Below are 24,327 nucleotides of genomic sequence, written 5' to 3'. Positions count from 1 at the left end.
TTTACTCCATCATCTTCTCGATGGGCAGCACCAGAATGGAGGAGGCGCCCAGGGCCTTGAGGCCTTCCATGGTTTCCCAGAACATGTCTTCGCCGCTCACCATGTGAATGGCCACCTGGTTGCTTTCACCGGCCAGTTGCATGATGGTCGGGCGTTCGGCGCCGGGCAACAGATTGATGACCGCTTCCAACCGATCCTTGGGGGCGTGCAGCATGATGTATTTGCTTTCACGCGCCTGTTGCAGGCCCTGAATTCGGGGCAGCAGGCGGTCGATAACCTGTTGCTTGGCGGTTGGCAGGGTGCTGGCGCTCTGGATAAGTACGGCCTTGGAGCGGAAGATGACGTCGGTTTCGACCAGGCCGTTGGCTTCCAGGGTGGCGCCGGTAGACACCAGATCACAGATGGCGTCGGCCACCCCGGCACGTGGCGCCACTTCTACCGAGCCGTTCAGCATGACGCTCTTGAATGTGACGCCCTGACGGTCCATGTAGCGCTTGAGCAACCAGGGGTAGGAGGTGGCGATACGCTTGCCTTCCAAGCTTTCCGGACCCTGGTAGTCGAACTCCTGCGCCACCGCCAGCGACAGCCGGCAACCGCCGAAGTCCAGGCGCTTGAGCACGCTGTAATCGGCGCTTTGGCCCTGGGCCTGGCGTTCCATCAGGGTTTCTTCCAGCACGTTTTCACCGACCACACCCAGGTCGACGACACCGTCCATCACCAGACCGGGAATGTCGTCATCACGCACCAGCAGTAAGTCGATGGGCATGTTTTCGGCGTGGGCGATCAGGCGCTGTTCACGCAGGTTGAGTTTGACGCCGCAGCCCTTGAGCAGTTTCTGGCATTCGGTGCTGAGGCGGCCTGATTTCTGAATGGCGATGCGAAGACGATTTTGATCCAGTGTCATGATGTTGTGTTCCCTGTCTGTAGTCTGATAAATGAACTGTGTAAAAATAAAGCCGTAAAACGAAAAAACCCTCGGAGCCATGCTTCCGAGGGTTTAGATATTCTGTCCTGCTGGAAGCCGCCAAGAGATAGGCCTTCCAGAATAAAATTCTGAAAGCCTAGTCGGGATGATGATGGTGATGCTTGGCGTTGTGCAGGAAGTTCATAATAGGGTTGGCCTGTGTTGCTTCTAATCGGTCTGCGCCCACCTTAGCAAGCCGGATCGGATTTGCCAACCCCGGATGACAAGAAACTTCCCGAGCCATCGCCGGCCGATTTTCCGGCTCAGGCGAGCCCATGGTGGACTATAGGGTGAATATGGTTTTCTGCAGAAAATATAAATAATTATTCCCGCGCTGCCAGTGCAATATCCCGCTTGCTAGTCGGTCTGGTGCAGCAGGTATTCGGCAAAGAGGCGGACTTTTTCCACTTCGCCCAGCCGCTCAGGGTAGGCCAGATAATAGCCGTTGGCGCTGATCAGGGAATGGGACCAAGGCATGATCAGCTCCCCGCGCGTCAGCTCGCCTTCAATCAAAAAGCGCGGCAGCAGGGCGATGCCGACGCCTGCGATGGTGGCCCGGATCAGCATGTGGAAGGTTTCGAAGCGGTTACCCTGGTAGCTGTGCTCAGTGGTCAGGCTCTGGGAGGCGAACCAGTCGTGCCAGGCCCGGGGCCGGGTCGAGAGGTGCATCAGCCGGTAACGGGTCAGATCCAGCGGTGAGCCCAGAGCCTGGCTGTTAAGCAGCGTCGGCGAGCAGACGGGCACCACTTCTTCATCGAACAAGCGGTGACATTCCAGGCCGGGCCAGCTGCCATGGCCGTAAAAAAAGGCGATATCGATGCCTTCCTTGTCCAGATCGAAGGGCTCGACCTGCTCGCAGCAATCCAGGCTGATATGGGAATGACGGTCGAGAAAGGCGGTCAGTCGCGGTGTCAGCCAGTGGCTGCCGAAGGTTGGCAGGGTCGCTATCTTGAGCACATCGAGGTGGCTGTTGTAGGACATGATGTACTGGGACGACATTTCCAGCTGAGCCAGGATTTTGCGTACTTCGCCGATGTAGATGGCGCCTTCCGGCGTCAGACACAGGGAGCGGCGTACCCGCCGAAACAGCTTGCGATTAAGGAACGACTCCAGCTGGGCTACCTGCTTGCTGACTGCACTCTGGGTCAGGCTGAGCTCGTCGGCTGCACGGGTAAAACTCAGGTGTCTGGCGGCGGCTTCAAAACACTGCATGGCCGCAATAGAAGGGAGATAGCGCATGAATCCGTTCATCGATAGAAAACAGGCCGCTAGTATACCTGTGTCTTGACAGCTTGAATATTAGAGGTAAGGCGGGAGGGGGGTGAGCAGGAAGGTAAAAGGCGTGAGAGACTTCCCCCACGCCTTGCAGTTCTTTTATACGGTAGCCAGTACGGGCCGCTGGCGCTGCAGCCAGTAGCAGACAGCAATCAGCGTCAGGCCGGCACCGGAGCTGATGGCACCGGGCATTACCATGGCCAGGCCGGCGGCGAGCAGCATAGTGCGTTCTATCATCGAGCTGGGGCGAATGAAATAGCCAATCAGCGAGCTGCTGATGGCCATCATGCCCAGCAGGGCAAACGCCAGCGCCATGGCCAGTTCCGGCAGGTTCACGTCCACCATCACCAGTATCGGGTTATAGACGAACACATAGGGGATGATGAAGGCACCGATGGCCAGCTTGACCGCGGTGACCCCGGTTTTCATCGGGTTGGCCCGGGCGATACCGGCCCCGGCATAGGCGGCCAGACAGACCGGAGGGGTAATATCCGCCACTATGCCGAAGTAGAACACGAACAGGTGCACGGCAATGGGCGCCAGGCCGAATTCGTTGATCAGCGCCGGTGCCGCTATGGTGGCGGTCACCACGTAGTTGGCGGTGGTCGGCAGCCCCATGCCCAGCACGATACAGGCGATCATGGTGAAGATCAGTGCCAGGATCAGGGTGCCGTCGGCCAGGTTGATGATACCGGCGGCAAACTTGGCCCCCAGCCCTGTCATGCCCACCACACCGGCAATAATACCGGCGGTGGCGACGGCGGCGATCACCGGCAAGGCCACCCGCGCACCTTGCTCAAGCAGAGACAGCATCGATTTGGGCGACAGCCGGGTGTCCTTTCTGACCATGCTGACGATCAGCGCGGCGGCAATACCGAGCAGGGCGGCGCGCTGGGCGGTGAAACCGGAGAGAATGGTGCCGACCACCACTACCAGTGGCAGCAGCATGTACCCCTGACGTTTGAGTAGCCCCAGTTTGCTCGGCAGCTGATCCTTGGGAATACCCAGAATACCTTGTTTCTTGGCTTCGAAGTGGGCGCCGATGAAGATGCCGCTGAAGTAGAGCACGGCGGGAATGATGGCGGCCATCATGATCTCGGCGTAGGAGACCCCGATGTACTCCACCATGATAAAGGCGGCGGCCCCCATCAGCGGCGGCATGATCTGGCCGCCGGTCGAGGCGGCGGCTTCGCTGGCGGCGGCAAACTCGGGCTTGAAGCCGGCTTTCTTCATCATCGGAATGGTGAAGGAGCCGGATGCTACCGTGTTGCCGACCGAACTGCCGGAAATCATGCCCTGAAAGGCGCTGGCGATCACCGCGGCCTTGGCGCTGCCGCCGGTGTAACGGCCGGTGCAGGCAAAGGCCAGGTCATTGAAGAACTGGCCTACGCCGGTGCGGGTAAGCACTACCCCGAAGAACAGGAACAAGAAGATGAATTTGGCAGATATCTGGATCGGCGTGCCGAAGATGCCGCTCTCCCGGAACCAGAGACTGACCGACACATCGGTCAGTTCGAAGCCGGGGTGAGACAGAATGCGGGTCGGAATGAAATTGCCGAACAGGGCATAGGCGATGGCGAGCGAGGCGACGATGACGATGGGCATGCCCACGGTACGCCGGGTCGCTTCCAGCACGAACAGCACGCCGAGAATGGAAACAAACAGATCGAAAGTCGAATAGCCGGTAATGCGGCCCTGAAGAATCTCGTTGAAGAACAGGATCTTGTAATAGGCGACGAAGGTGGCCACGAAAGCCAGAATCACGTCATACCAGGCCACGCCACTGCGGTTGATGCCATGGCGACTGGCCGGATACAGCAAAAATATCATGCCCAGGGCCAGCCCCAGGTGCACCGCGCCCTGCTTCTGGGTGGGGAGGGTACCGAAATAGCCGGTATAGAGATGAAAGCTGGTCAGGGCGACCGCAAACAGGGTGACTATCCAACCCCAGCGGCCGATGTTTTTTCTGAAGGCCGACTCTTTGTCGTATTTCTCGAGCAGCGCTTCCGGTGTTTGAGTGTTATCCATAGCAGATTTCCATTAACCAAATAAAAAGAGGCGGGCACGAATGCCCACCTCAATCCAGACCGGGATCGGTTATTTTGCCTTGATGTTCTCGAAAGAAGAGACTTTGTTGCTGGCGCGACTGACGATCTGAACCACTTCCGGGTAAATCTGGCCGATAAAGGCGGCGTTATCGACCGGTGAGCCTTCAAACTCGGCCTTGCCTTCGAGGGCGTTGCGGGCCGGAACATGGACAGACATCCCCAGATCCATCTTGTCGTCGCGAATGCTGACCAGGTTTTCGATGGAGGCACTGGTTTCTACGTTGGTGAAGTTGGCGCCCGGTATGTTGTTGTTCCAGGTGGTGGCAATTTCGCCGCCCAGCGGATAGTAGGTGCCGCCCTGGCTGCCGGTGCCGAGAATAAACTCATGCTTGGCAGTCACATTGCCCAGCTCGGCCACCGGCATATTCACGGTCAGGCCTTTCTCTTCATAGAAACGCTTGGCGCCCGGGTGGATCTTGAGCGAGTCGCCACCGTTGAGGGCATGCTCCAGGGTCAGGAACTTGGATTGGGAATGGGTGATCTGGTCGGCCTGGTCATACATGATCCTGGCCAGCTGATAGCCCATTTCTTCGTTGATGGTGTTGGTGTTGCCCATCAGTACGGCGAAGGCAGCGATGGTCTGCACGTCTTTATCCAGGAACTTGTAGCTGTCTTTGTCGATAATAAAACGGCGGTAATCGCTGTTTTTTTCGATTTTGTCCACGACCTCGTCGGACAGGCTCAGCATGACCACGTCACCCGAGGCGGCCTGCAGGCTTTCGATACTGCCGGCGGGCAGTCCCATTATGCCGATGGAGATATCGATGTTGCCATCCTGTACGCCGTCCAGGGCGTCACCGAAACGTTCCTGATAGGCGTTGAAATCCGCATCTTCAACGCCGTAGGCACTCAGGACCATGCGCGATACTTTCTGGGTGGTGCTGGCGGCGGGACCAATCGCGATATTGGCTGTGCTGCCACCGGCATCACAGCCGCTCAGTGCGGTGGCCAGGCTCAGGGTGGCGGCAGCCAGTAATGTCTTTTTCATGGATTCAATGTCCTTATCAGCCGAGAGTTCTGTCCGTTTCATCGTCAGTGTCAGCCGTTGGCTGTTGATGTCTGGCGTTCTCGGCCTTGTGTGATGGTAAATGAGGGCGAAGGGTCTACCATTTTTTGTTCGAGATCAAACGAAAAATGGTAATAGATTCATTCCTTATTTTCTAATTTGTTGGTGTTTTGAACCGACATTGAACTTATTTTTAGATTTTTTGGTAGATCAGAACATCGAATTTGGTGGTTTATATTAAGGCCGGATCATGGCCCTGGATGTAGGGCCGCGGTTGTCTGGATTTCTTTCGTCGTCGTGCAGCGTGGTGCTTCAACCCGGGCTTGACTAAGGTTAATGGTAAGGTGTTGTTCAAAAAATAATCAACCCAGGGAGGGGACTACCATTTAGAAAGGATGAATCGCTCTGCTATTTACTGCCCCGTTCAACGCCTTGAAAACACAGCGCCTATCTATCTCCGAGCTATCGGATGGCGGTGTCTGTATCCAGGAATGCAGTGAAGGAGAGGAGAATCATCATGGCCCATCAAAAAACACTATTGGCGACGGCCATTGTCTGCGCAATAGCCAGCGGGCCCGCATTGGCCCTGACCGAGGCGCAGGAACTGGAGCAGCTCAAGCGCCAGCTTGGTACCTTGCTTGAGCGGGTCAATCAGCTTGAAACCAAAACATTGAATGCCGAAGCACGAGCCCAGGCGGCGGAAAAAAAAGCCGAAACCATGAGTTCAAGCAGGGCGCCGTCCGTCGTCAGTTCGGGTAATGACAAGATCCGGGTGTCTGTTTCCGGTCATGTAAATCGGGCCCTGCTGGTGGTGGATGACGGCGAGGAAACCGATCTCTACCATGTCGATAATGACAGTTCTTCGACCCGGTTACGGGTGATTGGCGAAGGGGATGTCAGCCCAGAGCTGACGGTGGGGACCGCCATCGAGGTGCAGCTGGAGTCCAATTCATCTTTCAATGTCAGCCAGGATAACGAAGCGGTGGGTGGCGACAGTGTTTCCGACCGCCGGCTGGAGGTGTATTTCGATCACGACCGGCTCGGCAAGCTGTGGATGGGTAAAGGCTGGGCCGCCAGTGAAGACAGTTCAGAAATGGACTTATCCGGTACTGCGCTGGTTGGTTATTCCTCTACCGCCGACATTGCTGGCGGCATCAAGTTCCGCAATGGCGTCGGTAACCTCAGCTCGACCCGAGTGGGAGACGTCTTTCTCAACCTGGATGGCCTGGGCCGTAGAAACCGTCTGCGCTATGATACCCCGAGTGTTGCCGGTGTGAAACTGGCGGCCAGTGCGGTGGAAGACAGCGCCTGGGATACGGCGCTGACCTATGCCGCCGAACATGGTCTCGGTTCGGTAGCGGCGGCGGTGGCCTATTCGGATCAGGAAAGCAACGACGGCCAGGTCAATGGCTCGGCTTCTTTCCTGCATAACAGCGGGATCAGCCTGACCATGGCCGCGGGGGAGCGGGACAGTGGTGGTCTGGATCCCAACTTTGTCTATGGCAAGCTGGGGTATCAGAATCGGTGGTTCGACGCAGGTAAAACCGCGTTTTCTGCCGACTACCATGTGGCCAATCATGCTCAGGTGAGAAGCGACAAGGCCAAGTCCGTCGGGGTGCAGATGGTACAGAATGTCGACAATTGGGCGACCGAGCTCTATGTGGGTTATCGCAACTATGATCTGGAGCGGGCGGGAGAAAATCTCGATGAGGTGGACGCGGTCATTGCCGGTGCCCGGATCAAGTTCTAGGAGTCGTGATGAAAATAAGCATGATGCTGGTGATACTGTTGTTGCTCGGCGGCTGTAGCGGGACCCCGGTTCAATACCACAGCGAACGGGAAATACCCGAAGGACCGGGCCTGCTGACCGGCGCCGACGGGGCTTATCAGCGCCACAGGTAACGGCTGTTTTGCGGAACGTGTCAGTACGGCAAAAATAAAGACAGGGGGCTGGGCATCTGAACTGCCGACAGCCCCCCTTGTTTCATGCCCGTTATGTTTTCAGGTCAATCCGGTTTTAATGGGATTGGAGTCAGGCACCGAGCGCCTGAAGTACCTGCCGGGCGGAGTCGTCCTGCAGTTTGGCGTAGAGGCCGAACTCATCGACCACAGGGCAGCCCAGGGCCTGCTCGAAGGCGGCTTGATTGGCATTCTGGGCATAGGCCTGATGCTGGCTGCCGCCCAGGTTGGACTGGAAGATACCGGCGGCGCTGACCGGCAGAAAGTCTTCGTAGATGATGGGAGTGGCCCTGATCAGACCGGCCTCTATCAGTGCATTAATATCACCACTGGCGTTTTTTCCACCTTCTGCCTGCTGGCGTCCGGCTTCGGTCAGGCCATAGCGGAAATAGCCCAATTGTTGGGCGCGCAGGCTGTCTTCATCGTCCGGAAAGCCGGCGAACACCTCGGCCAGCTGGCGCTGATGGGCCTCGTTATCGATTTTGGCCGGTGCCTGACGCGAGCGGTTCAGCAGCTCGTCGTAGAGGGCACGCCCCTTGGGGGTGAGTGCCATGCCGCGCTGCTCTATTTCGCCGAAGCGAGCGGTATGGGTGCCGGCCTGCTCGCCGGCAAAGCAGACCGGCTCTTCCAGCGCGGTGAAGCTGGTCTGGCGTAGCAGTATGGGACAACGGCGACGGGGAGGGCCTTCGATCAGCGCCTTGGGGTTGATGCCCACGGCGGGCATCCGTTGCTGCACGGTGTCGATGTCCAGGGTTCTCGGCGTCAGGTGATTGATATGGGGGCCGCGGAAGCAGACCACATCGGCGATGAGCCGGTGGGCGTCCTGCAGGGCCTGATAGCTGGCGAGATCGACGGTGGCATTCTGGTGCCAGCGGAAGGTCTCCAGCACCTCGGCCACGAAGTGGCGGGCCTGAGCTTCGGTCAGGCCACCCTGAGCTTCGGCCTGGTTGACCAGCACCCGCGCCTGGGCGGTAAAGATATCGCGCGCGGCCAGTATCTCGGCCGCGCGAGCCCGCAGGGCATCATCTTCAATTAGCTCCAGGCGCAGCAGCGAGGTGAAGATACGGAATGGATTGCGCCGCAGCGAGGCATTATCCGTGGGCCGAAAGGCGGTGGAATGCACCGGCACGCCGGCTTCGGACAAGTCGTAATAGCTGACCGGGTGCATGCCCATGATGGCGAAGACCCGGCGCAGCATCTTGAGCTCGGCGGCGGTGCCCACCCGAATGGCCCCATGGCGTTCCAGACTCAGCCGGTCCAGTTCACCGCTTTCCTGCCATTGCTGTTGCATTGCCGGCTCGGCGGCCAGCACCTGATCGTTTACCTCGGCCACCAGCTGCATCAGGGTTCCGTACTGGGGCACTTCCTGCTGATACATACGAGACATGGATTCGGAAAACAGGGTACGGATATCGTCCGCGTGCAAAAAAGAGTCGTGCGCCATGATGTTAATGTCCTTTGACCAATGAGATGGTGATACCCAACCTTAATGCCACATCATGAGTAATGACAAACGGCAACTGCTCGCGAATACATTCCATATTGGAATACTAGCTGATGAACCCTATCCGCCGTGTTGCCGAATAGTAATGGCCTGATATGCCTCTATGATGTGGAAAACCTCCGCATGTTGGCCCTGCTGCATACGTTGGTAATGGCCGAGTGTCTGGTTCAGGTACCGGGAGGCGGTATCGGCCTGCTCGGGGCTGCGGGCTTGCCAGAGTTGTTTGCCGACGGCACTGACCCTGGTCCGGCGCTGATGCGTGTTGGCCCGGGTCGAGACCAGCAACAGTTCGTAGAAGCGCCGGTTTTCTTCCAGCAGCCGCTCTTGTTGCAGATGAAAGTTCAGTCGGATCAGTTGCTGGCGCAAGGTGTATTGATGGTGGACTGGACACAGCAGGAAATCGATGTCGGCATCAGGATTGGCCTTATGAATGGCGCTCACGAGTTTCACCATCAGGTCGCCGCCCACTCCGGCGATGATCACCAGCTGCTTGCCATCATGAAGAGACAGAGGGAGAGTGGCCACGTCGATGCAGTGAAGCTGCCATGTCGACAGGGAGGCTGAGGGCGGTGCCTGGGGGGCCATTGCCGGATAAAATTGCCGTAACCGGGTTTCCAGCTCGTCCATCAGACTGGGCACTATATCGACGAAGTGAATAACAGGCGCCGCCCGGCGGGATAATAAGGCGGCGCCCAATAAACCGTGGTCACAGCAACAATCCCAGATATGGGTATAGCCCGGTTCGACCATGGCTTCGATGTTCTGGAGTCGTTTGCCGATTTTCATGATGACTGCCTGTGGTGCAAAGCCGCGCAGTATATCAGCGTCGGCCGGCCTTGCGTATCGGAGGTGCAGCGATGGCTATTAGAACAGGGCTATGGTAACAAGGACGGAATAATAACAGATTCATATGGGAGCAATTATGTTTGACGTCATGATGATACTGGGGCTGACGCTGATGGCCGGTATGGCGATGCCCTTCGGTGCCCTCATTGGCAGCAAGGAGCATATTCACCCGGATTGGCTGGAAAACGAATTTCGCCATTCTGTGATCGCCTTCGGTGGTGGCGCCTTGCTGTCGGCGGTGGCCCTGGTGCTGGTGCCCGAGGGCACTGTGCCCCTGGATCTGATGACGGCGGCTCTGTGTTTCTGTGGCGGCGGTCTGATCTTCATGGCGCTGGATATGTTGCTGTACAAACTCAATACCCCGGCCAGTCAGCTGGCGGCCATGCTGTCGGACTTTATCCCGGAGTCGCTGGCGCTGGGGGCGACGCTCGTCCTGGGCGGAGTTGGCAATGCGTTATTGCTCGCCGGCTTGATGGTACTGCAGAATATGCCGGAAGGCTTTAACGCTTATCGGGAGCTGGGGCAGTCCAAACGTTACAGTGGACGCAAGATTATCGCCCTGTTTACGATGATGGCGTTGCTGGGACCGATTGCAGGACTGTCCGGGTATATCTGGTTGGCGGACTCACCGTCGCTGGTGGCCGGTATCATGATGTTCGCCGCCGGCGGTATTCTCTATTCGGTGTTTCAGGACATTGCCCCGCAGGCGGTGCTCGAAAAACACTGGGCCCCGCCGATGGGCGCGGTACTGGGCTTCGTGCTGGGCATTGTCGGGCACATGCTGACAACGCATGGGTGAGGAGACAAGAGAAGGTCGGTGGAGTGGCGCCCCTTGTCCTCCTCGGACTGGGGGAGTGCCACAACCGCCTCCCGGACAAGATTACCCCATCTAGGCCTGGCCATGCCGTTCGTGAAAACGGCGCAGTTTGGCCTCTCTCCGATCCTCCTTCAGCCTCAGCCTCTGCAACAGGTCACCGGTTTCGGACATGATGACGACTCCGGAATGTATCCGCACGAGAGGGAACAGGCCAAAATAGTGTCGCATGGCGATGTTGAAAACGGAATGTTGAAAACGGAATAGTCGGCTGCCGTGTCGCGACCGCTTTTGTTATCATGCCCTTTTCATCGACGGGATTTACCTGCCTTGGAGCACGACGACAGCAGCACGCTTTTTGCCGAGCGCTTTACAGAACTCTTTACCGAACTGGGGCCTCTGGCCCGGGCCATCGATGGCTTTAAACCCCGCGCGGCCCAGGTAGAGATGGCGACGGCGGTAGGCCAGGCACTGGATGACAAGGTACCATTGGTGGTAGAGGCGGGTACCGGCACCGGCAAAACCTATGCCTATCTGGCACCGGTGCTGGCGGCAGGCAAGAAGGTGGTGCTCAGCACCGGCTCGCGCAATCTGCAGGAGCAGCTGTTTCATCGCGACTTGCCGACCCTGGTCAAGGCGATGAATTATCATCATCCGGTGGCCCTGCTCAAGGGGCGGGCGAACTACATCTGTCTGGAACGGTTGGGGTTGCTGAACGACAGCGTGCCGACGCTGTCGGCGGAGGGGCTGGTCGACTTGCAGCGAGTGCGGCGTTTCGTGCCCATGACCCACAGCGGCGATATCGGCGATATTCCCGGCCTGGCCGAACGCAGCGAGGTGTTGTCGCTGGTCACCAGCACCAACGATAACTGCCTTGGCCGCGACTGCAGTCATTATCAGGACTGTTATCTAGTCAAGGCCCGCAACAAGGCGATGGAGGCGCAGGTGGTGGTGGTGAATCACCACCTGTTCTTCGCCGACATGGCGGTGCGTGACACCGGCTTTGGTCAGCTGATCCCCGACGCCGACGCCTATATTCTCGATGAAGCCCATCAATTGCCGGAGATTGCCGGCCAGTATTTCGGTCAGAGTCAGTCCAGCAGGCAAGTACTTGAACTGGCGCGGGATCTGCGGTTGGCACAAAAGGTGGAAGCCAGAGACATGGCTCAGCTGGGCAAGGCGGCGGATCAGCTGGAACGTCATACCCAGGACTTGCGACTGACCTTCGGTCATGACAGCAGTCGGGGGCAGTTGCGGCCCATGCTGGCCCGTGCCGAGGTGGCGCAGGCGCTGATCCGGCTGAACGAGAGTCTGGCATTCAGTTACGAGGTACTCAAGCTGGCGCTGGGGCGGGGCGAGCAGCTCGATCACTGCTTCGAGCGCCTGGTGGGACTGCGTACCCAGCTGGACTCTGTCACCCGGGTGGAAGAAGACGGCTATTCCTACTGGTTCGACTGTACCCGGCTGCATATCAGTTTTCACAAGACTCCGTTGTCGGTGGCCGATCGCTTCTCAGTGGAGCTGGCCAAAGACGAGGTGAGCTGGGTCTTTACCTCCGCCACTCTGGCGGTAGGGGACAGTTTTGCACACTTTTGCGCCGATCTCGGGCTGTCAAAGTGTCGTACCTTGCAATTGGACAGCCCTTTTGATTACTCTCGCCAGTCCCGTTTGTGCGTGCCCCGTTATTTACCGGAAACCAACGCCGCCGGTCGTGGCCGCTGGCTGGCCGAAAGCCTGGCCGACACCCTGGATGCAGTGCCCGGCGGCAGCTTTTTTCTGTGTACCAGTTACAAGGTAATGAACGAGGTCGCCGAGGTGTTGCGCATCCGGCTGGATCGCACCGTGCTGGTACAGGGCGAAGACAACAAGGTGCGGCTGCTGGAACGTTTCAGCCAGGATGGTCGGGCGGTACTGGTGGCCACCAGCAGTTTCTGGGAAGGCATAGACGTGCGCGGCAACGCCCTGCAATGCGTGGTGATCGACAAGCTGCCGTTCAGTGCCCCGGACGACCCACTGCTGAGCGCCCGGCTCGAAGATTGTCGCCGGCGGGGCGAAGACGGTTTTGCCCGGGTGCAGTTGCCCAAGGCCATCATTACCCTCAAGCAGGGGGTGGGTCGTCTGATCCGGGACGTACAGGACAAGGGCGTGCTGGTGATCACCGACGGCCGCCTGGTTAACCGGGCTTACGGTGCCGACTTTATCAATAGCCTGCCGGCCATGCCACGTACCCGAAGCCTGCAGCAGCTGGCCGAATTTTTATTAACCCTGGAGTAATAAACACATGACCCGAATACTGGCCATCGACACCGCCACCGAGGCCTGCTCTGCCGCCCTGTGGCAGAACGGCGAGCTGTTGAGCCGTTATCAGGTGGCGCCTCGAGGCCATACGGACTTGATCCTGCCGATGGTGGCCGAGCTGTTGGCCGAAGGTGAACTGTCGCTTAATCAACTTGATGGCCTGGCTTTCGGTCGGGGCCCGGGCTCTTTTACCGGGGTACGAATCACCCTGGGAGTGGCACAGGGGCTGGCCTATGGTGCGGACGTGCCGCTACTGGGCGTTTCCAACCTGCAGGCGCTGGCTCAGGGTGCCCATCGCGCCTGCGGAGGCGAGCGGGTGCTGTCGGCCATCGATGCTCGCATGGGGGAAATCTATGTGGGCGCTTATCGGCTGGAACAGGGGCTCATGGTCGGTACCATTGAAGAGCGGGTGCTGGCACCGGCACAGTTTCTGGATAGCACCGATACGGGCACCGACAGCTGGCAACTGGGTGTGGGCTCGGGCTTTGTCACCTATGCTGAACTCATGAGTCGGGTAGAAGGACGATGTGAGGCGGTGCCCTTTCCCGAAGCCCGGGATCTGTTACCCCAGGCCATCGCGCTATGGCAGGCCGGTCTGGGGGTTGCCGCGGCCGATGCACGCCCTGTCTATCTGCGGGACAAGGTGACCTGGCAAAAACTGCCGGGACGCTGACAGGAGCTGTAGTGAATATTTTCTCGATCAGACAGTGGGAGGATTCGGATTCTCCTCTGTTCTATCCTCAGCGACCCTATCACCGCAGCCTGAAATATCGTCAGCGCCGCCGACGCAACAGCCGGCGTTGTTTGCGGCTGTGGCATTATCGGCGGCGCTGACCCTGTCATCATCACTGTCTGTTAATGTTATGTTGCACTCGGCTCGTATTACGGATAGCGTTTAGAGTAATTGCTTTAAATGTGCACCATCAACAGCCGATGTGATGGCGCCCCTGTCTCAGGAGACTGATATGGAAGCTAGTTTGTCCGGCCAACAACCGGCGCCTTTTTCCGGTAAACCCTGGTTGAACCGTTACCCGGCGGGGGTGCCCGCCGAAATCGATACCGAGAAATGTTCCTCTCTGGTGGAAATGTTTGAACAGGGGGTGGCCGAGTTTGCAGAGCTGCCTGCGTATAGCAACTTCGGCAAGACCTTGTGTTATCGGGAGCTGGACCGCCTGTCCCGGGACTTTGCCGCCTATCTGCAGCAAGGATTCAAACTGGCTCCTGGCGAGCGTATCGCGCTGATGATGCCGAATCTGTTGCAATATCCGGTCTGTCTGTTCGGCGCGCTGCGCGCCGGTCTGGTGGTGGTGAACGTCAACCCGCTTTATACCGCCCGCGAGCTGAAGCATCAGCTGAGCGACGCCCGGGCGAGCACCATTGTCATCGTGGAAAACTTTGCCCATACCCTGACCGAGGTACTTGAAGAGGTGCCGGTGAAGCAGGTGATCCTGACCCGCATGGGCGATCACCTAGGGCCGGTGAAGGGCACCCTGCTCAATGCGGTTGTCAAGTACATCAAGAAGCTAGTGCCCGAATATCACTTGCCTGCCGCCATCCGTTACAAGACGGCCCTGGCTCGGGGCCGTGGTCTGCGCTATACCCGGCCCGATTTGAATGGCGATACCCTGGCCTTTTTGCAATATACCGGCGGTACCACTGGACGCTCGAAAGGGGCCATGCTCAGCCACCGCAATATGTTGGCCAACGTGGAGCAGTGTCTTGGCGTTTATGGTCCGGTATTGAGCAGGGGGCAGGAAAAGGTGGTGACAGCGCTGCCGCTCTATCATGTGTTCGCGTTGACGGTAAACGGCCTGCTGTTTTTTCGTCTCGGCGCCCATAACCTGCTGATCACCAACCCGCGGGATATTCCGGGTTTCGTGCGAGAGCTCAAGGGCGATGACTTCAGCTGTATCACCGGCGTCAACACCCTGTTCAATGCACTGGTGAACAACGCGGATTTTCAGGGGCATGACTTCAAGAGTCTGAAGCTGACCATAGGCGGTGGTATGGCGGTACAGCGAGCGGTCGCCGAGCAGTGGCAGGCCATTACCGGTAGTCGCTTGCTGGAAGGATATGGTCTGACAGAATGCTCACCGCTGGTGACCGTCTGTCCCTATGACATGGACGGTTACAACGGCTCCATCGGGTTGCCGGTGTGCTCCACCGAGGTTCGACTGGTCGACGATAACGGCGAGGAAATTCATCTGACCCATACTCCCGGCGAGATGGAAGTGAAAGGCCCGCAGGTGATGAGTGGCTACTGGGGCCAGAGTGGCGAAGATGATGGCACCTTTCACGACGGCTGGCTGCGTACCGGCGATATCGCCACCATCAACGAGCAGGGTTTTCTGAAAATTGTGGATCGCAAGAAGGACATGATACTGGTATCCGGCTTCAATGTGTTTCCCAATGAAATAGAAGATGTGGCCATGCAGTACCCGGGGGTACTGGAGGCGGCGGCGGTGGGGGTGCCCCACAGGGACAGCGGTGAAATGGTCAAACTGGTGGTGGTGCAAAAGCCGGGTGCCAGTCTGGACGAAAAAGCGTTGATCGGCCATTGTCGCCAATATCTGACTGCCTATAAGGTGCCTAAGGTGATAGAATTTCGTGACGAATTGCCCAAAACCAATGTCGGTAAAATACTGCGCCGGGAGCTGCGAGAAGCCGCTGCCTGAGTCGGAACCCCGGGCAACCGGGGTTTTTATTTTGCCGTCTACTCAGAGCGCCCATGACTTATACACTGATCACCGATAACCAGACTCTGGCCGACTTTTGTGCCACCGACGCCACCTTGCTGGCGCTGGATACCGAATTTGTTCGCACCCGCACCTTCTATGCCAAACCGGGCCTCTATCAGCTGTTCGATGGCCAGCGCACGGCGCTGATTGATCCGGTAGCGGTATCTGAGCTGTCGCCGTTGTGGCGTCTGTTGCACGATCCGGCCCGACTGTGTGTGCTGCATGCGGGGGGAGAGGATCTGGAATTGTTCCAGCACCAGAGCGGCGCCTTGCCGGCCCGGGTACACGATACTCAACTGGCTGCCGCCTTTCTTGGCTATGGTACCCAGCTGGGTTTTGCCCCTCTGGTCGAGAAATTACAGGGGGTGAGCCTGGACAAGGCCCATGCCCGTACCGACTGGCTGGCCCGGCCCTTGTCGAGCGCGCAGCTGAGCTATGCGGCGGACGATGTGATTTATCTCTATCCTGTCTACCAAAAGCTGATGCAGCAGCTGGAGCTGAAGGGACTGACTGACTGGTTCGAACAGGAATGCGAGCGGGCGGTAAAGCGACGTAGTGAAAGTGTGGCTCCCGAGCTTGCCTACCTGGACATCAAGAATGCCTGGACCCTGGACCCTCAGGCGCTGGGTATATTGCAACGGCTGTGTCAGTGGCGATTGACCGAGGCGCGGCGTCGGGATCTGGCGGTCAACTTTGTGGTGAAGGAAGCAAATCTGTTCCGTGTGGCGGAGCGGGCACCTCGGAATCCGGGTGATCTGACTCGTCTGGGACTGGAGCCAATGGAAATCAAGCGTCATGGCGACACCTTGCTGACGCTGGTACAACAGGCGCTGGATACTCCCGACAGCTGGCCGGAGCCGGTGCAACGGCTGGTGGATTATCCGGGCTACAAGGCGGAGCTCAAGCGTATCAAGGGCATTGTGGAGCTTGCCGGAGAGCAGGCCGAAATTCCGGCGGAACTGATCGCGTCCAAGCGATTGATCCATCAGTATCTGAGCTGGAAGTGGCGGTTGGAAGAAAGTAAAGACATGACGCCAGCTCTGTTACAAGGCTGGCGCGGAGAACTGCTTACAGCACAGCTGTAATGTGAAGCATGAAAAAGGGGGCGAACAAGCTCGCCCCTGGCTTTTACGGTACTACCGGTTTTTCTTCTTTTTCGTCGAGATCGGGGAACATGATGTTGAGTTCCAGTACCGACAAATGGTCGCCTTTCTGGTCGAGCTGTACCGAAATCTGATCGATGTCGATCTTCACATATTTACGAATCACCTCCAGAATATCCTGTTGCATCTGCGGCAGGTAATCCGGGGTATCCCGCTGGCTACGTTCGTGGGCAACAATGATCTGTAGGCGCTCTTTGGCGAGCTTGGCGCTGTTCTGGGTCTTTTTTGAACGAAAATAGTCCAGTAGAGACATGGGTTAACTCCCAAAAAGTCGGCTAAAAAATCCCTTCTTCTCTTCATCGAGGAAACGGAAGGAGCGTTCTTCGCCCAGCAGGCGGGCTACAGAGTCGGCATAGGCCAGAGCGGCATCGGACTCGCCATCCAGGATCACCGGCTCACCGGCGTTCGATGCCTTGAGCACGGCCGGGGACTCGGGGATCACACCCAGCAGCGGAATGGCCAGTATTTCCTGTACATCGTGCACGCTCAGCATGTCGCCACGGCTGACACGCTCGGGGGAGTAGCGGGTCAGCAACAGGTGTTCCTTTATCGGCTCCATGCCTTTTTCGGCCCGGCGCGACTTGGACGACAGAATCCCCAGAATACGGTCGGAATCTCGTACCGAGGACACTTCCGGGTTGGTAGTGACGATGGCTTCATCGGCAAAATACAGTGCCATCAGTGCCCCGGTTTCGATGCCGGCGGGCGAGTCGCAGATGATGTACTCGAAACCCATCTCGGCCAGATCGTTGAGAATTTTCTCTACTCCTTCCCGGGTCAGGGCGTCTTTGTCCCGGGTCTGGGAAGCGGGCAGAATATAGAGTTGCTCGACCCGCTTATCCCGGATCAGTGCCTGAGTAAGATTGGCGTCACCGTTAATCACGTTGACAAAGTCGTATACGACGCGACGTTCACAACCCATGATCAGATCCAGGTTGCGTAAGCCGATATCAAAATCAACCACCACGGTTTTATGACCAAGACTGGCCAGACCGGTACTGATGGCTGCGCTGGAGGTAGTTTTACCCACGCCTCCCTTCCCGGATGTGACGACGATAATTCGTGCCATAGTGTGTTCCTAAAGATCGTAAAATTAGAGGCGATCGAACTTTAACTGTTCGCCCGCCAGAGAAATAGTGACTGGCTGTTCCCAGTTAGCACCCTGTAATCCATCACTGAGTTGATAATGGCCGGCAACAGAAATCAGTTCGGCCATCAATTGCTGACAATAAATACGGGCCGACTCGTTGCCCTTGGCGCCGGCCACGGCCCGGCCTCGCAGCTGACCATAAATATGAATGCTTTCATCGGCGATCACTTCGGCCCCGTTACTGACCGATCCCAGAATAACCAGCGAGCCGTTGGGTGCGTAGACCTGCTGGCCCGAGCGCACCGGGCCACGGTGAACCTTGGTTCCGGGCTGGTTAAGCAGGGCGGCCGGGGCTGCGGGAGCTTCTTGTTGCATCGGAATCTTACCGGTGCTGACCACGGCCAGGCCTGCAGCCCGGGCGGCGGCCCGGGTCGCATCATCCTTGGCACCGGTAATCCCCACCGGCACCAGATCCAGTGCCTTGAGGGCATCGGCCAGTGCGGTGAAGTCGGGTGTCTGTAATAGCTTTTCTATGTTGATGACCAGCGGTGCGGCGCGAAAGAACGCCGGCGCCAGCGCAATCTTTTCTGCCAGCTGTCGTTTTACCCGCTGAATATCACCATCGGTCATATGCACTACCGACAGGGTAAAGCTACTGCCTTTTAATTCAATGCCATGCTCCGCCATAAGCGGCTTTCCCCCGAGGATTCAATCCTTTTTGTTATTGGTCGTGCTGATGTTATAGTTTGCCATCTTAACTGGCAATAAACCCGACGGATTATAGCAATTTCCATGTTGTGTGTAGTGTATAAAAGCCCTAAAAAGGCAGAGACTTATCTTTTTGTCGAGCGACGCGACGACTTCTCTCGTGTGCCGTCACCCTTGCTGGATACTTTCGGTACGCCCAGGCTTGCGATGATCATCAACCTGGCAACAAAGACTCATCTGGCTCAATCCGATCTGGCCAAGGTCAGGCTGGCGTTAAAGACCCAGGGGTATTACCTGCAATTACCACCACCGCCGGAAAATTTGCTGAAACAACATCGGGCGTCCCAGGTCGATCCCTCCGCCTGATACCCGGATTCTTCTTCAACTACGCTGCATATCAGCAAGGAGCCTCTCATGTATCAACATATGGACTTACAGGGGCAGCCTTTGCCCTATGCCGTGGGTAAAGTGGTGTGCGTGGGCCGCAGTTATAAAGATCATGCGGCGGAACTGAACAATCCCGTACCCGAAGAGCCGCTGTTGTTCATCAAACCATCGACCAGCCTGACTGGTCTGGATGCACCCTTGCTGCTGCCCAAAGGGCAGGGAGCCGTGCATCATGAGCTGGAAGTGGCCTTGTTGATTGGTCGCCGTTTGTGCCATACCGAGCCGGGTCATGCGCTGGAGGCGGTGGTTGGTGTGGGGTTGGCGCTGGATTTGACCCTGCGCGATGTACAGGATCGACTCAAGGCCCAGGGACACCCCTGGGAGCGGGCCAAGGCGTTCGACGGCAGTTGTCCAATAACGCCTTTTGCTTTGCCCGAGGTGGTTAACGATTTGCAACGTCTTGATTTTTCCTTGCGGGTCAATGGGGAACAGCGGCAAGACGGTAATACCGCCATGATGATGTGGTCCATCGGCGAGCTGCTGGCGCAGATGAGCCGCTGCTTTACTCTGAACCCCGGCGATGTGGTACTGACCGGCACCCCCAGGGGCGTGGCCGAACTCAAGCCGCAGGATGAACTCGATATGCAACTGAACGGTCAGTACCGGTTCAGTGCCAAAGTAGCAGGATAAATTTATGCAGGCCGATTTCTGGTATACCAAGTCTCTGGAGGAGATGTCCGATGGGGAATGGGAAGCCTTGTGTGACGGCTGCGGCAAATGTTGCCTCAACAAGCTGATTGATGAAGACACCGACGAACTGGTGCATACCAATGTGGCTTGTGAGCTGTTGAACACCCACAGCTGTGCCTGCAGCGATTATGTCAATCGTTTCGCCAAGGTGCCGGATTGCCTGAAGATTACCCGGGATAAACTGGACGATTATTTCTGGCTTCCTTCCACCTGTGCCTATCGTTTGCTGGCAGAAGGCCAGTCGTTGCCGTCCTGGCATCCGTTGCGTACCGGTTCCAAGAGTGCCATGCACAAAGCCGGTCAGTCGGTGCGCGGCAAGGTCGTACCGGAATCCAAAGCCGGTAACTGGGAAGACCACATCATTACCTGGGCTTGTTAACAACGAGCTTTAAGCGCTCAACCGTTAAAAAAGCCGTTCTAGCCGGCGGATCAGGCAGCGCCGAGCTTTCTGATCATGACTTGTGCCTGCAAATTCCCGTTGTGCTGCTTCAAGCCTCACGCCTCACGTTTATTATCCGGACGACAATAAAAAACGCCGCCAGCGCTGACAGCAGGGCGAAAATGCCCATCAGCCACTGAGGCATGCTGAAGCCCAGCCAGGTCCAGGAAGCATCGGCGCAGTCGCCGGTGGGATGAAACAAGGCCGGCCACCAGAGATCCAGTGCCAGCCAGCCTGGAAATTCGGCGAAACTGGAGCATTGGTTAAAGGGAGAAGGATTGAGTTGATAACCGACATGTTCTTTTGCCAGCCAGAATCCCTTGACCGCCGCCGCCAGCCAGCCTGCCAGGGCAAGGCCGTTAACCAGTGTGTTTCGTGGTGCCAGCCAGCCGAGCACCCCTGCCAGTATTACCCCTGCCAGCGCCGCTCTTTGGTAGACGCACATCACGCAGGGATACAGCCCCTGCACATATTGAAAAAACAGCGCCGCTGCCAACAGAGACGTCGCGGTGAGGGTCAGCAGACCCCAGGCAAAACGGGTGCGAGAAAAGGCGTACAGCATGGGTTCCTCATGACGTTCGGGATGACTGACTGTTGGCAGGACCAGGGTTGTGGGGAACTGGTCGGCTCTGTTATTATCGACTATTAATCTTGCCTGTCGTAACAAATTTAACAGAGTGGTTTCATGGTCATCAAGGCACAAAGCCCCGCCAATTTTGCAGAACAATATATCATAGAATCCATCTGGAACAGTCACTTTCCCCCAGGCTCAATACTCCCCGCGGAGCGGGAATTGTCGGAACTGATCGGGGTGACCCGCACGACCCTGCGTGAGGTTCTGCAGCGTCTGGCGCGGGACGGTTGGCTGACCATACAGCACGGTAAGCCGACCCGGGTGAATAACTTCTGGGAAACCTCCAGTCTCAATATCCTGGAAACCCTGGCTCGCCTCGATGAAGACAAGATGCCGGAGTTGATCGAGCATTTGTTGTCTGCCCGCACTCATATCAGCAGTATTTTTATTCGTGGCGCGGTAAAAAATGATCCCGAACGCGTGCTGTCTGCCGTCGCCGAACTGGATCTGCTGACCGATGAAGCCGATGCCTTTGCCGCTTATGACTATGAATTGCATCATCAGCTGGCGTTTGCTTCCGGCAATCCCATCTATGCGCTGATCCTTAATGGTTTCAAGGGGTTGTATTGTCGGGTGGGCCGCTATTATTTTTCACAGCCGGCGGCGCGTCAGCTGGCGGCGGAGTATTATCGGGCCCTTGCCGGTCTGGCGGAAAATGGCAACATTGATGACGTGGCCGAGCTGGTGCGGGACTACGGTAAAAATTCGGGCAAGTTGTGGTTTGATATGCGTGAACATTTACCAGATACCCTGGTTCAACACTGAATGATGCAGTACTGATAAAAACGCCTCCCTAAGGAGGCGTTTTTTTATTCGGTGGCTGGCCGCTCCGGGCAGCGGCCTATGATGCTGGCGTTGCCGTCCGGATCTTCCTGCTCCAGCACCACATTAAAGCCCCACAGACGATGCACGTGTTTCAGTACCTGATGGCTTGAGTCTGCCAGCGGAATGCGGTTGTGCGGTACATGACGAAGGGTGAGAGAGCGGTCGCCTTTCACTTCCACGTTATAGACCTGAATGTTGGGCTCGAGATTGGACAGGTTATACTGATTTGACAGGGTCTGACGCAGCTGGCGATAGCCCTGCTCATCATGGATGGCCGAAATTTCCAGGTAATTGCGGGTATCATCGTCGGCCACTGCAAACAGGTGGAAGTCGCGCATCACCTTGGGTGACAAGAACTGGCTGACAAAGCTTTCGTCCTTGAAGTTCTCCATGGCAAAGTGCAGGGTTTTGACCCAGTCGGATCCGGCAATGTCCGGAAACCAGGCCCTGTCTTCGTCGGTGGGATGCTCGCAGATACGGCGCAAGTCCTGAAACATGGCAAAGCCCAATGCATATGGGTTGATGCCGGAATAATACTTGCTGTTGTAGTTTGGCTGAAAGATGACGTTGGTATGGTTGTGCAATATCTCCATGATGAAGCGATCGGTCACCAGTCCTTCGTCGTACATATGCTGGGTAATGGTGTAATGCCAGAAGGTGGCCCAGCCTTCGTTCATCACCTGGGTCTGCTTCTGGGGATAGAAATACTGGCTTATCTTGCGCACTATGCGCACTATCTCCCGCTGCCATGGCTCGAGCAGAGGTGCGTGTTTCTCGATGAAATACAGAATGTTTTCTTCCGGCTCCTGGGGATAACGGCGTTTTTTTTCCTGCTTGGCGTCGTCCATGCGCGGAAGGGTTTTCCATAGCTCGTTGACCTGGGTTTGCAGATAGGTCTCGCGAGCCTTCTGCCGCCGCCGTTCTTCGGCCAGAGACAGCTTCTGTGGTCGCTTGTATCTATCCACCCCGTAGTTCATCAGTGCATGGCAGCTGTCGAGAATGGATTCCACTTCGGCGACCCCATATTTTTCTTCGCATTCGGTGATGTAGTGTTTTGAAAACAGCAGGTAGTCGATAATGGACTCGGCATCGGTCCAGGTCGTGAACAGGTAGTTGTTCTTGAAGAAGGAGTTATGGCCATAGCAGGCATGGGCGATGACCAGGGCCTGCATCGGCATGGTGTTCTCTTCCATCAGGTATGCGATGCAAGGGTTGGAGTTAATGACGATTTCGTAGGCCAGACCCATCTGGCCTCGTTTGTAATGTTGTTCGGTCTGAATGAATTTTTTGCCGTAAGACCAGTGATGGTAGCCAATGGGCATACCAATGCTGGAGTAGGCATCCATCATCTGCTCGCCGGTGATGATCTCGATCTGGTTGGGATAGGTGCTCAGGCCATAACTTTCGGCAATACGGGCTATTTCCCTGTGGTAGGCCTCGAGTAATTCAAAGCTCCAGTCGGGACCGTCACTGAGCGGGCGGATAGTGGTCATTGCTTCAGAGGTTGTTGTTTTAGACATAGTTACCTCATGCCGCTTGTTTCTTGAACAGTTCCCTGAATACGGGATAAATGTCTTCTACCGCACGAATATGCTCCATGGCAAAGTTGGGAAATTTGCGGGCGATGGACTCGTATTCGTGCCAGAGTGTCTGGTGGGCCCGGTTGGTGATTTCTATGTAGGCGTAGTAACGCACAAAAGACATGATGTCGTTTTGCAGCAACTGTTTGCACAACGGAGAGTCATCTGCCCAGTTATCGCCATCGGACGCCTGTGCCGCATAGATGTTCCACTGATCCGGAGGGTAGCGAGCCTCCATGACCTCTTTCATCAGTTGCAGGGCACTGGAAACAATGGTGCCCCCGGTTTCCTGTGAGTAGAAAAACTCCTGTTCGTCTACTTCCTTGGCCTGGGTATGGTGGCGGATAAACACGACCTCGACATTTTTATAGGTCCGGGTCAGAAACAGATAGAGCAGTAGATAAAAGCGTTTGGCCATGTCCTTTGTGGCCTGATCCATGGAGCCTGACACGTCCATCAGGCAAAACATGACCGCCTGAGTCGAAGGAATGGGACGCTGCACAAAGTTGTTGAAGCGCAGATCGAAGGTGTCGATAAAGGGCACAGCGGCGATGCGCCGTTTCAGTTCGACAATTTGTGCTTCTAGATCCCGAATACGGGCATAATTTTTAGTCGGATGCTTGCCGAGTTCGGCCAGCTCCAGCTCCAGTTCGGCCACGGATTTTTTCTTGCCTACCTGCAGCGCCATGCGCCGGGCCAGAGACTGACGCAGAGATCGCACTATGTTGATGTTGGCCGGTACCCCGTCCGCGGTGTAGCCGGCGCGGAAGGTTTTCATTTCGCTTATCTTGTTGAGCTTGTTTTTCTCCAGGTTTGGCAACTCGAGGCCATCGAACAGCAAGTCCAGATATTCTTCCTTGGAGATCTGGAATACGAAGTCGTCTTCGCCTTCGCCCTGGTTGCTGGCGTCACCCTGACCGCTCCCCCCGCTACCACCACCGGCGGGGCGATCGACCCGGTCGCCGGTAATAAATTGATCATTACCCGGGTGCACCTGATCCCGGTGGCCACCCTTGCCTTGATGAAACAGCGGCTCCGAGATATCGCGAGTAGGAATGGAAACGCTTTCTCCCTTGTCGATATCCTGAATGCTGCGTTTGAGTACCGCATCTGACACCGCTTTTTTCAGTTGTTGTTGGTAGCGGCGGATAAAGCGCTGCCGATTCACAGCGCTTTTGTTGCGGCCATTTAGTCGTCTGTCGATAAAATGCGCCATAATTTCCCCCAACATTCATCTTG

The 24,327-nt window shown here is 56.9% G+C and carries 23 protein-coding genes and 1 other annotated feature; of the genes, 11 read left to right on the top strand and 12 right to left on the bottom strand.

Annotation, left to right across the window (positions count from 1 at the left end; all coding sequences use genetic code 11):
- Position 1: 1 nt before the first annotated feature.
- The 4 genes from hisG to ACLEIV_RS00410 form a co-directional block, all read right to left on the bottom strand.
- The gene (hisG, locus tag ACLEIV_RS00425; protein ID WP_410455078.1) at positions 2–898 is read right to left on the bottom strand and encodes an ATP phosphoribosyltransferase; all 897 of its coding nucleotides are present in this window, start codon (positions 896–898) and stop codon (positions 2–4) included.
- 65 nt (positions 899–963) lie between these two features.
- Positions 964–1,086 (bottom strand) — a sequence feature (His leader region).
- A gap of 235 nt (positions 1,087–1,321) precedes the next feature.
- Complete coding sequence (locus ACLEIV_RS00420; RefSeq protein ID WP_410454695.1) at positions 1,322–2,203, bottom strand: LysR substrate-binding domain-containing protein; 882 nt, start codon at positions 2,201–2,203, stop codon at positions 1,322–1,324.
- A gap of 135 nt (positions 2,204–2,338) precedes the next feature.
- The gene (locus tag ACLEIV_RS00415; RefSeq protein ID WP_410454694.1) at positions 2,339–4,267 is read right to left on the bottom strand and encodes a TRAP transporter permease; all 1,929 of its coding nucleotides are present in this window, start codon (positions 4,265–4,267) and stop codon (positions 2,339–2,341) included.
- 69 nt (positions 4,268–4,336) lie between these two features.
- On the bottom strand, positions 4,337–5,335 hold the full coding sequence (locus ACLEIV_RS00410) for a TAXI family TRAP transporter solute-binding subunit (protein ID WP_410454693.1): 999 nt from the start codon (positions 5,333–5,335) through the stop codon (positions 4,337–4,339).
- A gap of 535 nt (positions 5,336–5,870) precedes the next feature.
- Between ACLEIV_RS00410 and ACLEIV_RS00405 the strand changes: the two genes are divergently transcribed.
- Both ACLEIV_RS00405 and ACLEIV_RS00400 read left to right on the top strand, forming a co-directional pair.
- The gene (locus tag ACLEIV_RS00405) at positions 5,871–7,103 is read left to right on the top strand and encodes a porin family protein (protein ID WP_410454692.1); all 1,233 of its coding nucleotides are present in this window, start codon (positions 5,871–5,873) and stop codon (positions 7,101–7,103) included.
- A gap of 8 nt (positions 7,104–7,111) precedes the next feature.
- Positions 7,112–7,255 (top strand): hypothetical protein, encoded by a 144-nt coding sequence (locus ACLEIV_RS00400; protein ID WP_410454691.1) that lies wholly within the window; start codon positions 7,112–7,114, stop codon positions 7,253–7,255.
- Positions 7,256–7,385: 130 nt separating this feature from the next.
- Here ACLEIV_RS00400 and hglS read toward each other — a convergent pair whose 3' ends face one another.
- The gene (gene hglS / locus ACLEIV_RS00395) at positions 7,386–8,756 is read right to left on the bottom strand and encodes a 2-oxoadipate dioxygenase/decarboxylase HglS (RefSeq protein ID WP_410454690.1); all 1,371 of its coding nucleotides are present in this window, start codon (positions 8,754–8,756) and stop codon (positions 7,386–7,388) included.
- A gap of 120 nt (positions 8,757–8,876) precedes the next feature.
- Complete coding sequence (locus tag ACLEIV_RS00390) at positions 8,877–9,602, bottom strand: tRNA (adenine(22)-N(1))-methyltransferase (RefSeq protein ID WP_410454689.1); 726 nt, start codon at positions 9,600–9,602, stop codon at positions 8,877–8,879.
- A gap of 136 nt (positions 9,603–9,738) precedes the next feature.
- Here ACLEIV_RS00390 and ACLEIV_RS00385 point away from each other — a divergent pair, with 136 nt between their 5' ends.
- From ACLEIV_RS00385 to rnd, 5 genes are all read left to right on the top strand, one after another.
- Complete coding sequence (locus ACLEIV_RS00385) at positions 9,739–10,461, top strand: ZIP family metal transporter (RefSeq protein ID WP_410454688.1); 723 nt, start codon at positions 9,739–9,741, stop codon at positions 10,459–10,461.
- A 345-nt stretch (positions 10,462–10,806) separates the two neighbouring features.
- Entirely contained in the window at positions 10,807–12,750 is a 1,944-nt protein-coding gene (locus tag ACLEIV_RS00380; protein WP_410454687.1) for a DNA repair helicase YoaA, read from the top strand.
- A gap of 7 nt (positions 12,751–12,757) precedes the next feature.
- Positions 12,758–13,447 carry a tRNA (adenosine(37)-N6)-threonylcarbamoyltransferase complex dimerization subunit type 1 TsaB gene (gene tsaB, locus ACLEIV_RS00375; RefSeq protein WP_410454686.1) on the top strand — a complete coding sequence of 230 codons (690 nt, stop codon included), beginning with the start codon at positions 12,758–12,760 and terminating at the stop codon, positions 13,445–13,447.
- 292 nt (positions 13,448–13,739) lie between these two features.
- Positions 13,740–15,449 (top strand): long-chain-fatty-acid--CoA ligase FadD, encoded by a 1,710-nt coding sequence (gene fadD / locus ACLEIV_RS00370; RefSeq protein ID WP_410454685.1) that lies wholly within the window; start codon positions 13,740–13,742, stop codon positions 15,447–15,449.
- A 53-nt stretch (positions 15,450–15,502) separates the two neighbouring features.
- Entirely contained in the window at positions 15,503–16,597 is a 1,095-nt protein-coding gene (rnd, locus tag ACLEIV_RS00365; protein ID WP_410454684.1) for a ribonuclease D, read from the top strand.
- A 43-nt stretch (positions 16,598–16,640) separates the two neighbouring features.
- On the opposite strand, the gene minE is transcribed toward rnd, so the two are convergent.
- Genes minE through minC form a run of 3 tightly spaced genes read right to left on the bottom strand, consistent with a single transcriptional unit; the run spans position 16,641 to position 18,452 of the window.
- Positions 16,641–16,928, bottom strand: a complete 288-nt coding sequence (gene minE / locus ACLEIV_RS00360; RefSeq protein WP_410454683.1) for a cell division topological specificity factor MinE — start codon at positions 16,926–16,928, stop codon at positions 16,641–16,643.
- A 3-nt stretch (positions 16,929–16,931) separates the two neighbouring features.
- Complete coding sequence (minD, locus tag ACLEIV_RS00355) at positions 16,932–17,744, bottom strand: septum site-determining protein MinD (protein ID WP_410454682.1); 813 nt, start codon at positions 17,742–17,744, stop codon at positions 16,932–16,934.
- Positions 17,745–17,768: 24 nt separating this feature from the next.
- Positions 17,769–18,452 carry a septum site-determining protein MinC gene (gene minC, locus ACLEIV_RS00350; protein WP_410454681.1) on the bottom strand — a complete coding sequence of 228 codons (684 nt, stop codon included), beginning with the start codon at positions 18,450–18,452 and terminating at the stop codon, positions 17,769–17,771.
- A gap of 105 nt (positions 18,453–18,557) precedes the next feature.
- Between minC and ACLEIV_RS00345 the strand changes: the two genes are divergently transcribed.
- The 3 genes from ACLEIV_RS00345 to ACLEIV_RS00335 are packed head-to-tail and all read left to right on the top strand — an operon-like array spanning position 18,558 to position 19,989.
- Entirely contained in the window at positions 18,558–18,839 is a 282-nt protein-coding gene (locus ACLEIV_RS00345; RefSeq protein WP_410454680.1) for a YcgL domain-containing protein, read from the top strand.
- Positions 18,840–18,887: 48 nt separating this feature from the next.
- Positions 18,888–19,550 (top strand): fumarylacetoacetate hydrolase family protein, encoded by a 663-nt coding sequence (locus tag ACLEIV_RS00340; protein WP_410454679.1) that lies wholly within the window; start codon positions 18,888–18,890, stop codon positions 19,548–19,550.
- Positions 19,551–19,554: 4 nt separating this feature from the next.
- Complete coding sequence (locus tag ACLEIV_RS00335; protein ID WP_410454678.1) at positions 19,555–19,989, top strand: YcgN family cysteine cluster protein; 435 nt, start codon at positions 19,555–19,557, stop codon at positions 19,987–19,989.
- Between the two features lie 109 nt (positions 19,990–20,098).
- On the opposite strand, the gene dsbB is transcribed toward ACLEIV_RS00335, so the two are convergent.
- Positions 20,099–20,611, bottom strand: a complete 513-nt coding sequence (gene dsbB, locus ACLEIV_RS00330) for a disulfide bond formation protein DsbB (protein ID WP_410454677.1) — start codon at positions 20,609–20,611, stop codon at positions 20,099–20,101.
- 123 nt (positions 20,612–20,734) lie between these two features.
- Here dsbB and fadR point away from each other — a divergent pair, with 123 nt between their 5' ends.
- On the top strand, positions 20,735–21,448 hold the full coding sequence (gene fadR / locus ACLEIV_RS00325; RefSeq protein WP_410454676.1) for a fatty acid metabolism transcriptional regulator FadR: 714 nt from the start codon (positions 20,735–20,737) through the stop codon (positions 21,446–21,448).
- 44 nt (positions 21,449–21,492) lie between these two features.
- Here fadR and ACLEIV_RS00320 read toward each other — a convergent pair whose 3' ends face one another.
- Complete coding sequence (locus ACLEIV_RS00320) at positions 21,493–23,028, bottom strand: SpoVR family protein (protein ID WP_410454675.1); 1,536 nt, start codon at positions 23,026–23,028, stop codon at positions 21,493–21,495.
- Between the two features lie 7 nt (positions 23,029–23,035).
- Positions 23,036–24,304, bottom strand: coding sequence for a YeaH/YhbH family protein (locus tag ACLEIV_RS00315; protein ID WP_410454674.1), 1,269 nt, complete (start codon positions 24,302–24,304; stop codon positions 23,036–23,038).
- Between the last annotated feature and the right edge of the window lie 23 nt (positions 24,305–24,327).

Origin of the sequence: Oceanisphaera submarina (assembly GCF_046521305.1) — a bacterium.
Lineage (GTDB): Bacteria > Pseudomonadota > Gammaproteobacteria > Enterobacterales > Aeromonadaceae > Oceanimonas > Oceanimonas submarina.
The sequence above is the reverse complement of the archived record's forward strand: the minus strand, read 5'-3'. Positions and strand labels throughout refer to the sequence as shown.

Bases quoted from the DNA above. Each gene is read 5' to 3' on its own strand.
- ACLEIV_RS00420 (WP_410454695.1), bottom strand. From the start codon at position 2,203: ATGCGCTATCTCCCTTCTATTGCGGCCATGCAGTGTTTTGAAGCCGCC.
- ACLEIV_RS00415 (WP_410454694.1), bottom strand. From the start codon at position 4,267: ATGGATAACACTCAAACACCGGAAGCGCTGCTCGAGAAATACGACAAA.
- ACLEIV_RS00410 (WP_410454693.1), bottom strand. From the start codon at position 5,335: ATGAAAAAGACATTACTGGCTGCCGCCACCCTGAGCCTGGCCACCGCA.
- ACLEIV_RS00405 (WP_410454692.1), top strand. From the start codon at position 5,871: ATGGCCCATCAAAAAACACTATTGGCGACGGCCATTGTCTGCGCAATA.
- ACLEIV_RS00400 (WP_410454691.1), top strand. From the start codon at position 7,112: ATGAAAATAAGCATGATGCTGGTGATACTGTTGTTGCTCGGCGGCTGT.
- hglS (WP_410454690.1), bottom strand. From the start codon at position 8,756: ATGGCGCACGACTCTTTTTTGCACGCGGACGATATCCGTACCCTGTTT.
- ACLEIV_RS00390 (WP_410454689.1), bottom strand. From the start codon at position 9,602: ATGAAAATCGGCAAACGACTCCAGAACATCGAAGCCATGGTCGAACCG.
- ACLEIV_RS00385 (WP_410454688.1), top strand. From the start codon at position 9,739: ATGTTTGACGTCATGATGATACTGGGGCTGACGCTGATGGCCGGTATG.
- tsaB (WP_410454686.1), top strand. From the start codon at position 12,758: ATGACCCGAATACTGGCCATCGACACCGCCACCGAGGCCTGCTCTGCC.
- fadD (WP_410454685.1), top strand. From the start codon at position 13,740: ATGGAAGCTAGTTTGTCCGGCCAACAACCGGCGCCTTTTTCCGGTAAA.
- rnd (WP_410454684.1), top strand. From the start codon at position 15,503: ATGACTTATACACTGATCACCGATAACCAGACTCTGGCCGACTTTTGT.
- minE (WP_410454683.1), bottom strand. From the start codon at position 16,928: ATGTCTCTACTGGACTATTTTCGTTCAAAAAAGACCCAGAACAGCGCC.
- minD (WP_410454682.1), bottom strand. From the start codon at position 17,744: ATGGCACGAATTATCGTCGTCACATCCGGGAAGGGAGGCGTGGGTAAA.
- minC (WP_410454681.1), bottom strand. From the start codon at position 18,452: ATGGCGGAGCATGGCATTGAATTAAAAGGCAGTAGCTTTACCCTGTCG.
- ACLEIV_RS00345 (WP_410454680.1), top strand. From the start codon at position 18,558: ATGTTGTGTGTAGTGTATAAAAGCCCTAAAAAGGCAGAGACTTATCTT.
- ACLEIV_RS00340 (WP_410454679.1), top strand. From the start codon at position 18,888: ATGTATCAACATATGGACTTACAGGGGCAGCCTTTGCCCTATGCCGTG.
- ACLEIV_RS00335 (WP_410454678.1), top strand. From the start codon at position 19,555: ATGCAGGCCGATTTCTGGTATACCAAGTCTCTGGAGGAGATGTCCGAT.
- dsbB (WP_410454677.1), bottom strand. From the start codon at position 20,611: ATGCTGTACGCCTTTTCTCGCACCCGTTTTGCCTGGGGTCTGCTGACC.
- fadR (WP_410454676.1), top strand. From the start codon at position 20,735: ATGGTCATCAAGGCACAAAGCCCCGCCAATTTTGCAGAACAATATATC.
- ACLEIV_RS00320 (WP_410454675.1), bottom strand. From the start codon at position 23,028: ATGTCTAAAACAACAACCTCTGAAGCAATGACCACTATCCGCCCGCTC.
- ACLEIV_RS00315 (WP_410454674.1), bottom strand. From the start codon at position 24,304: ATGGCGCATTTTATCGACAGACGACTAAATGGCCGCAACAAAAGCGCT.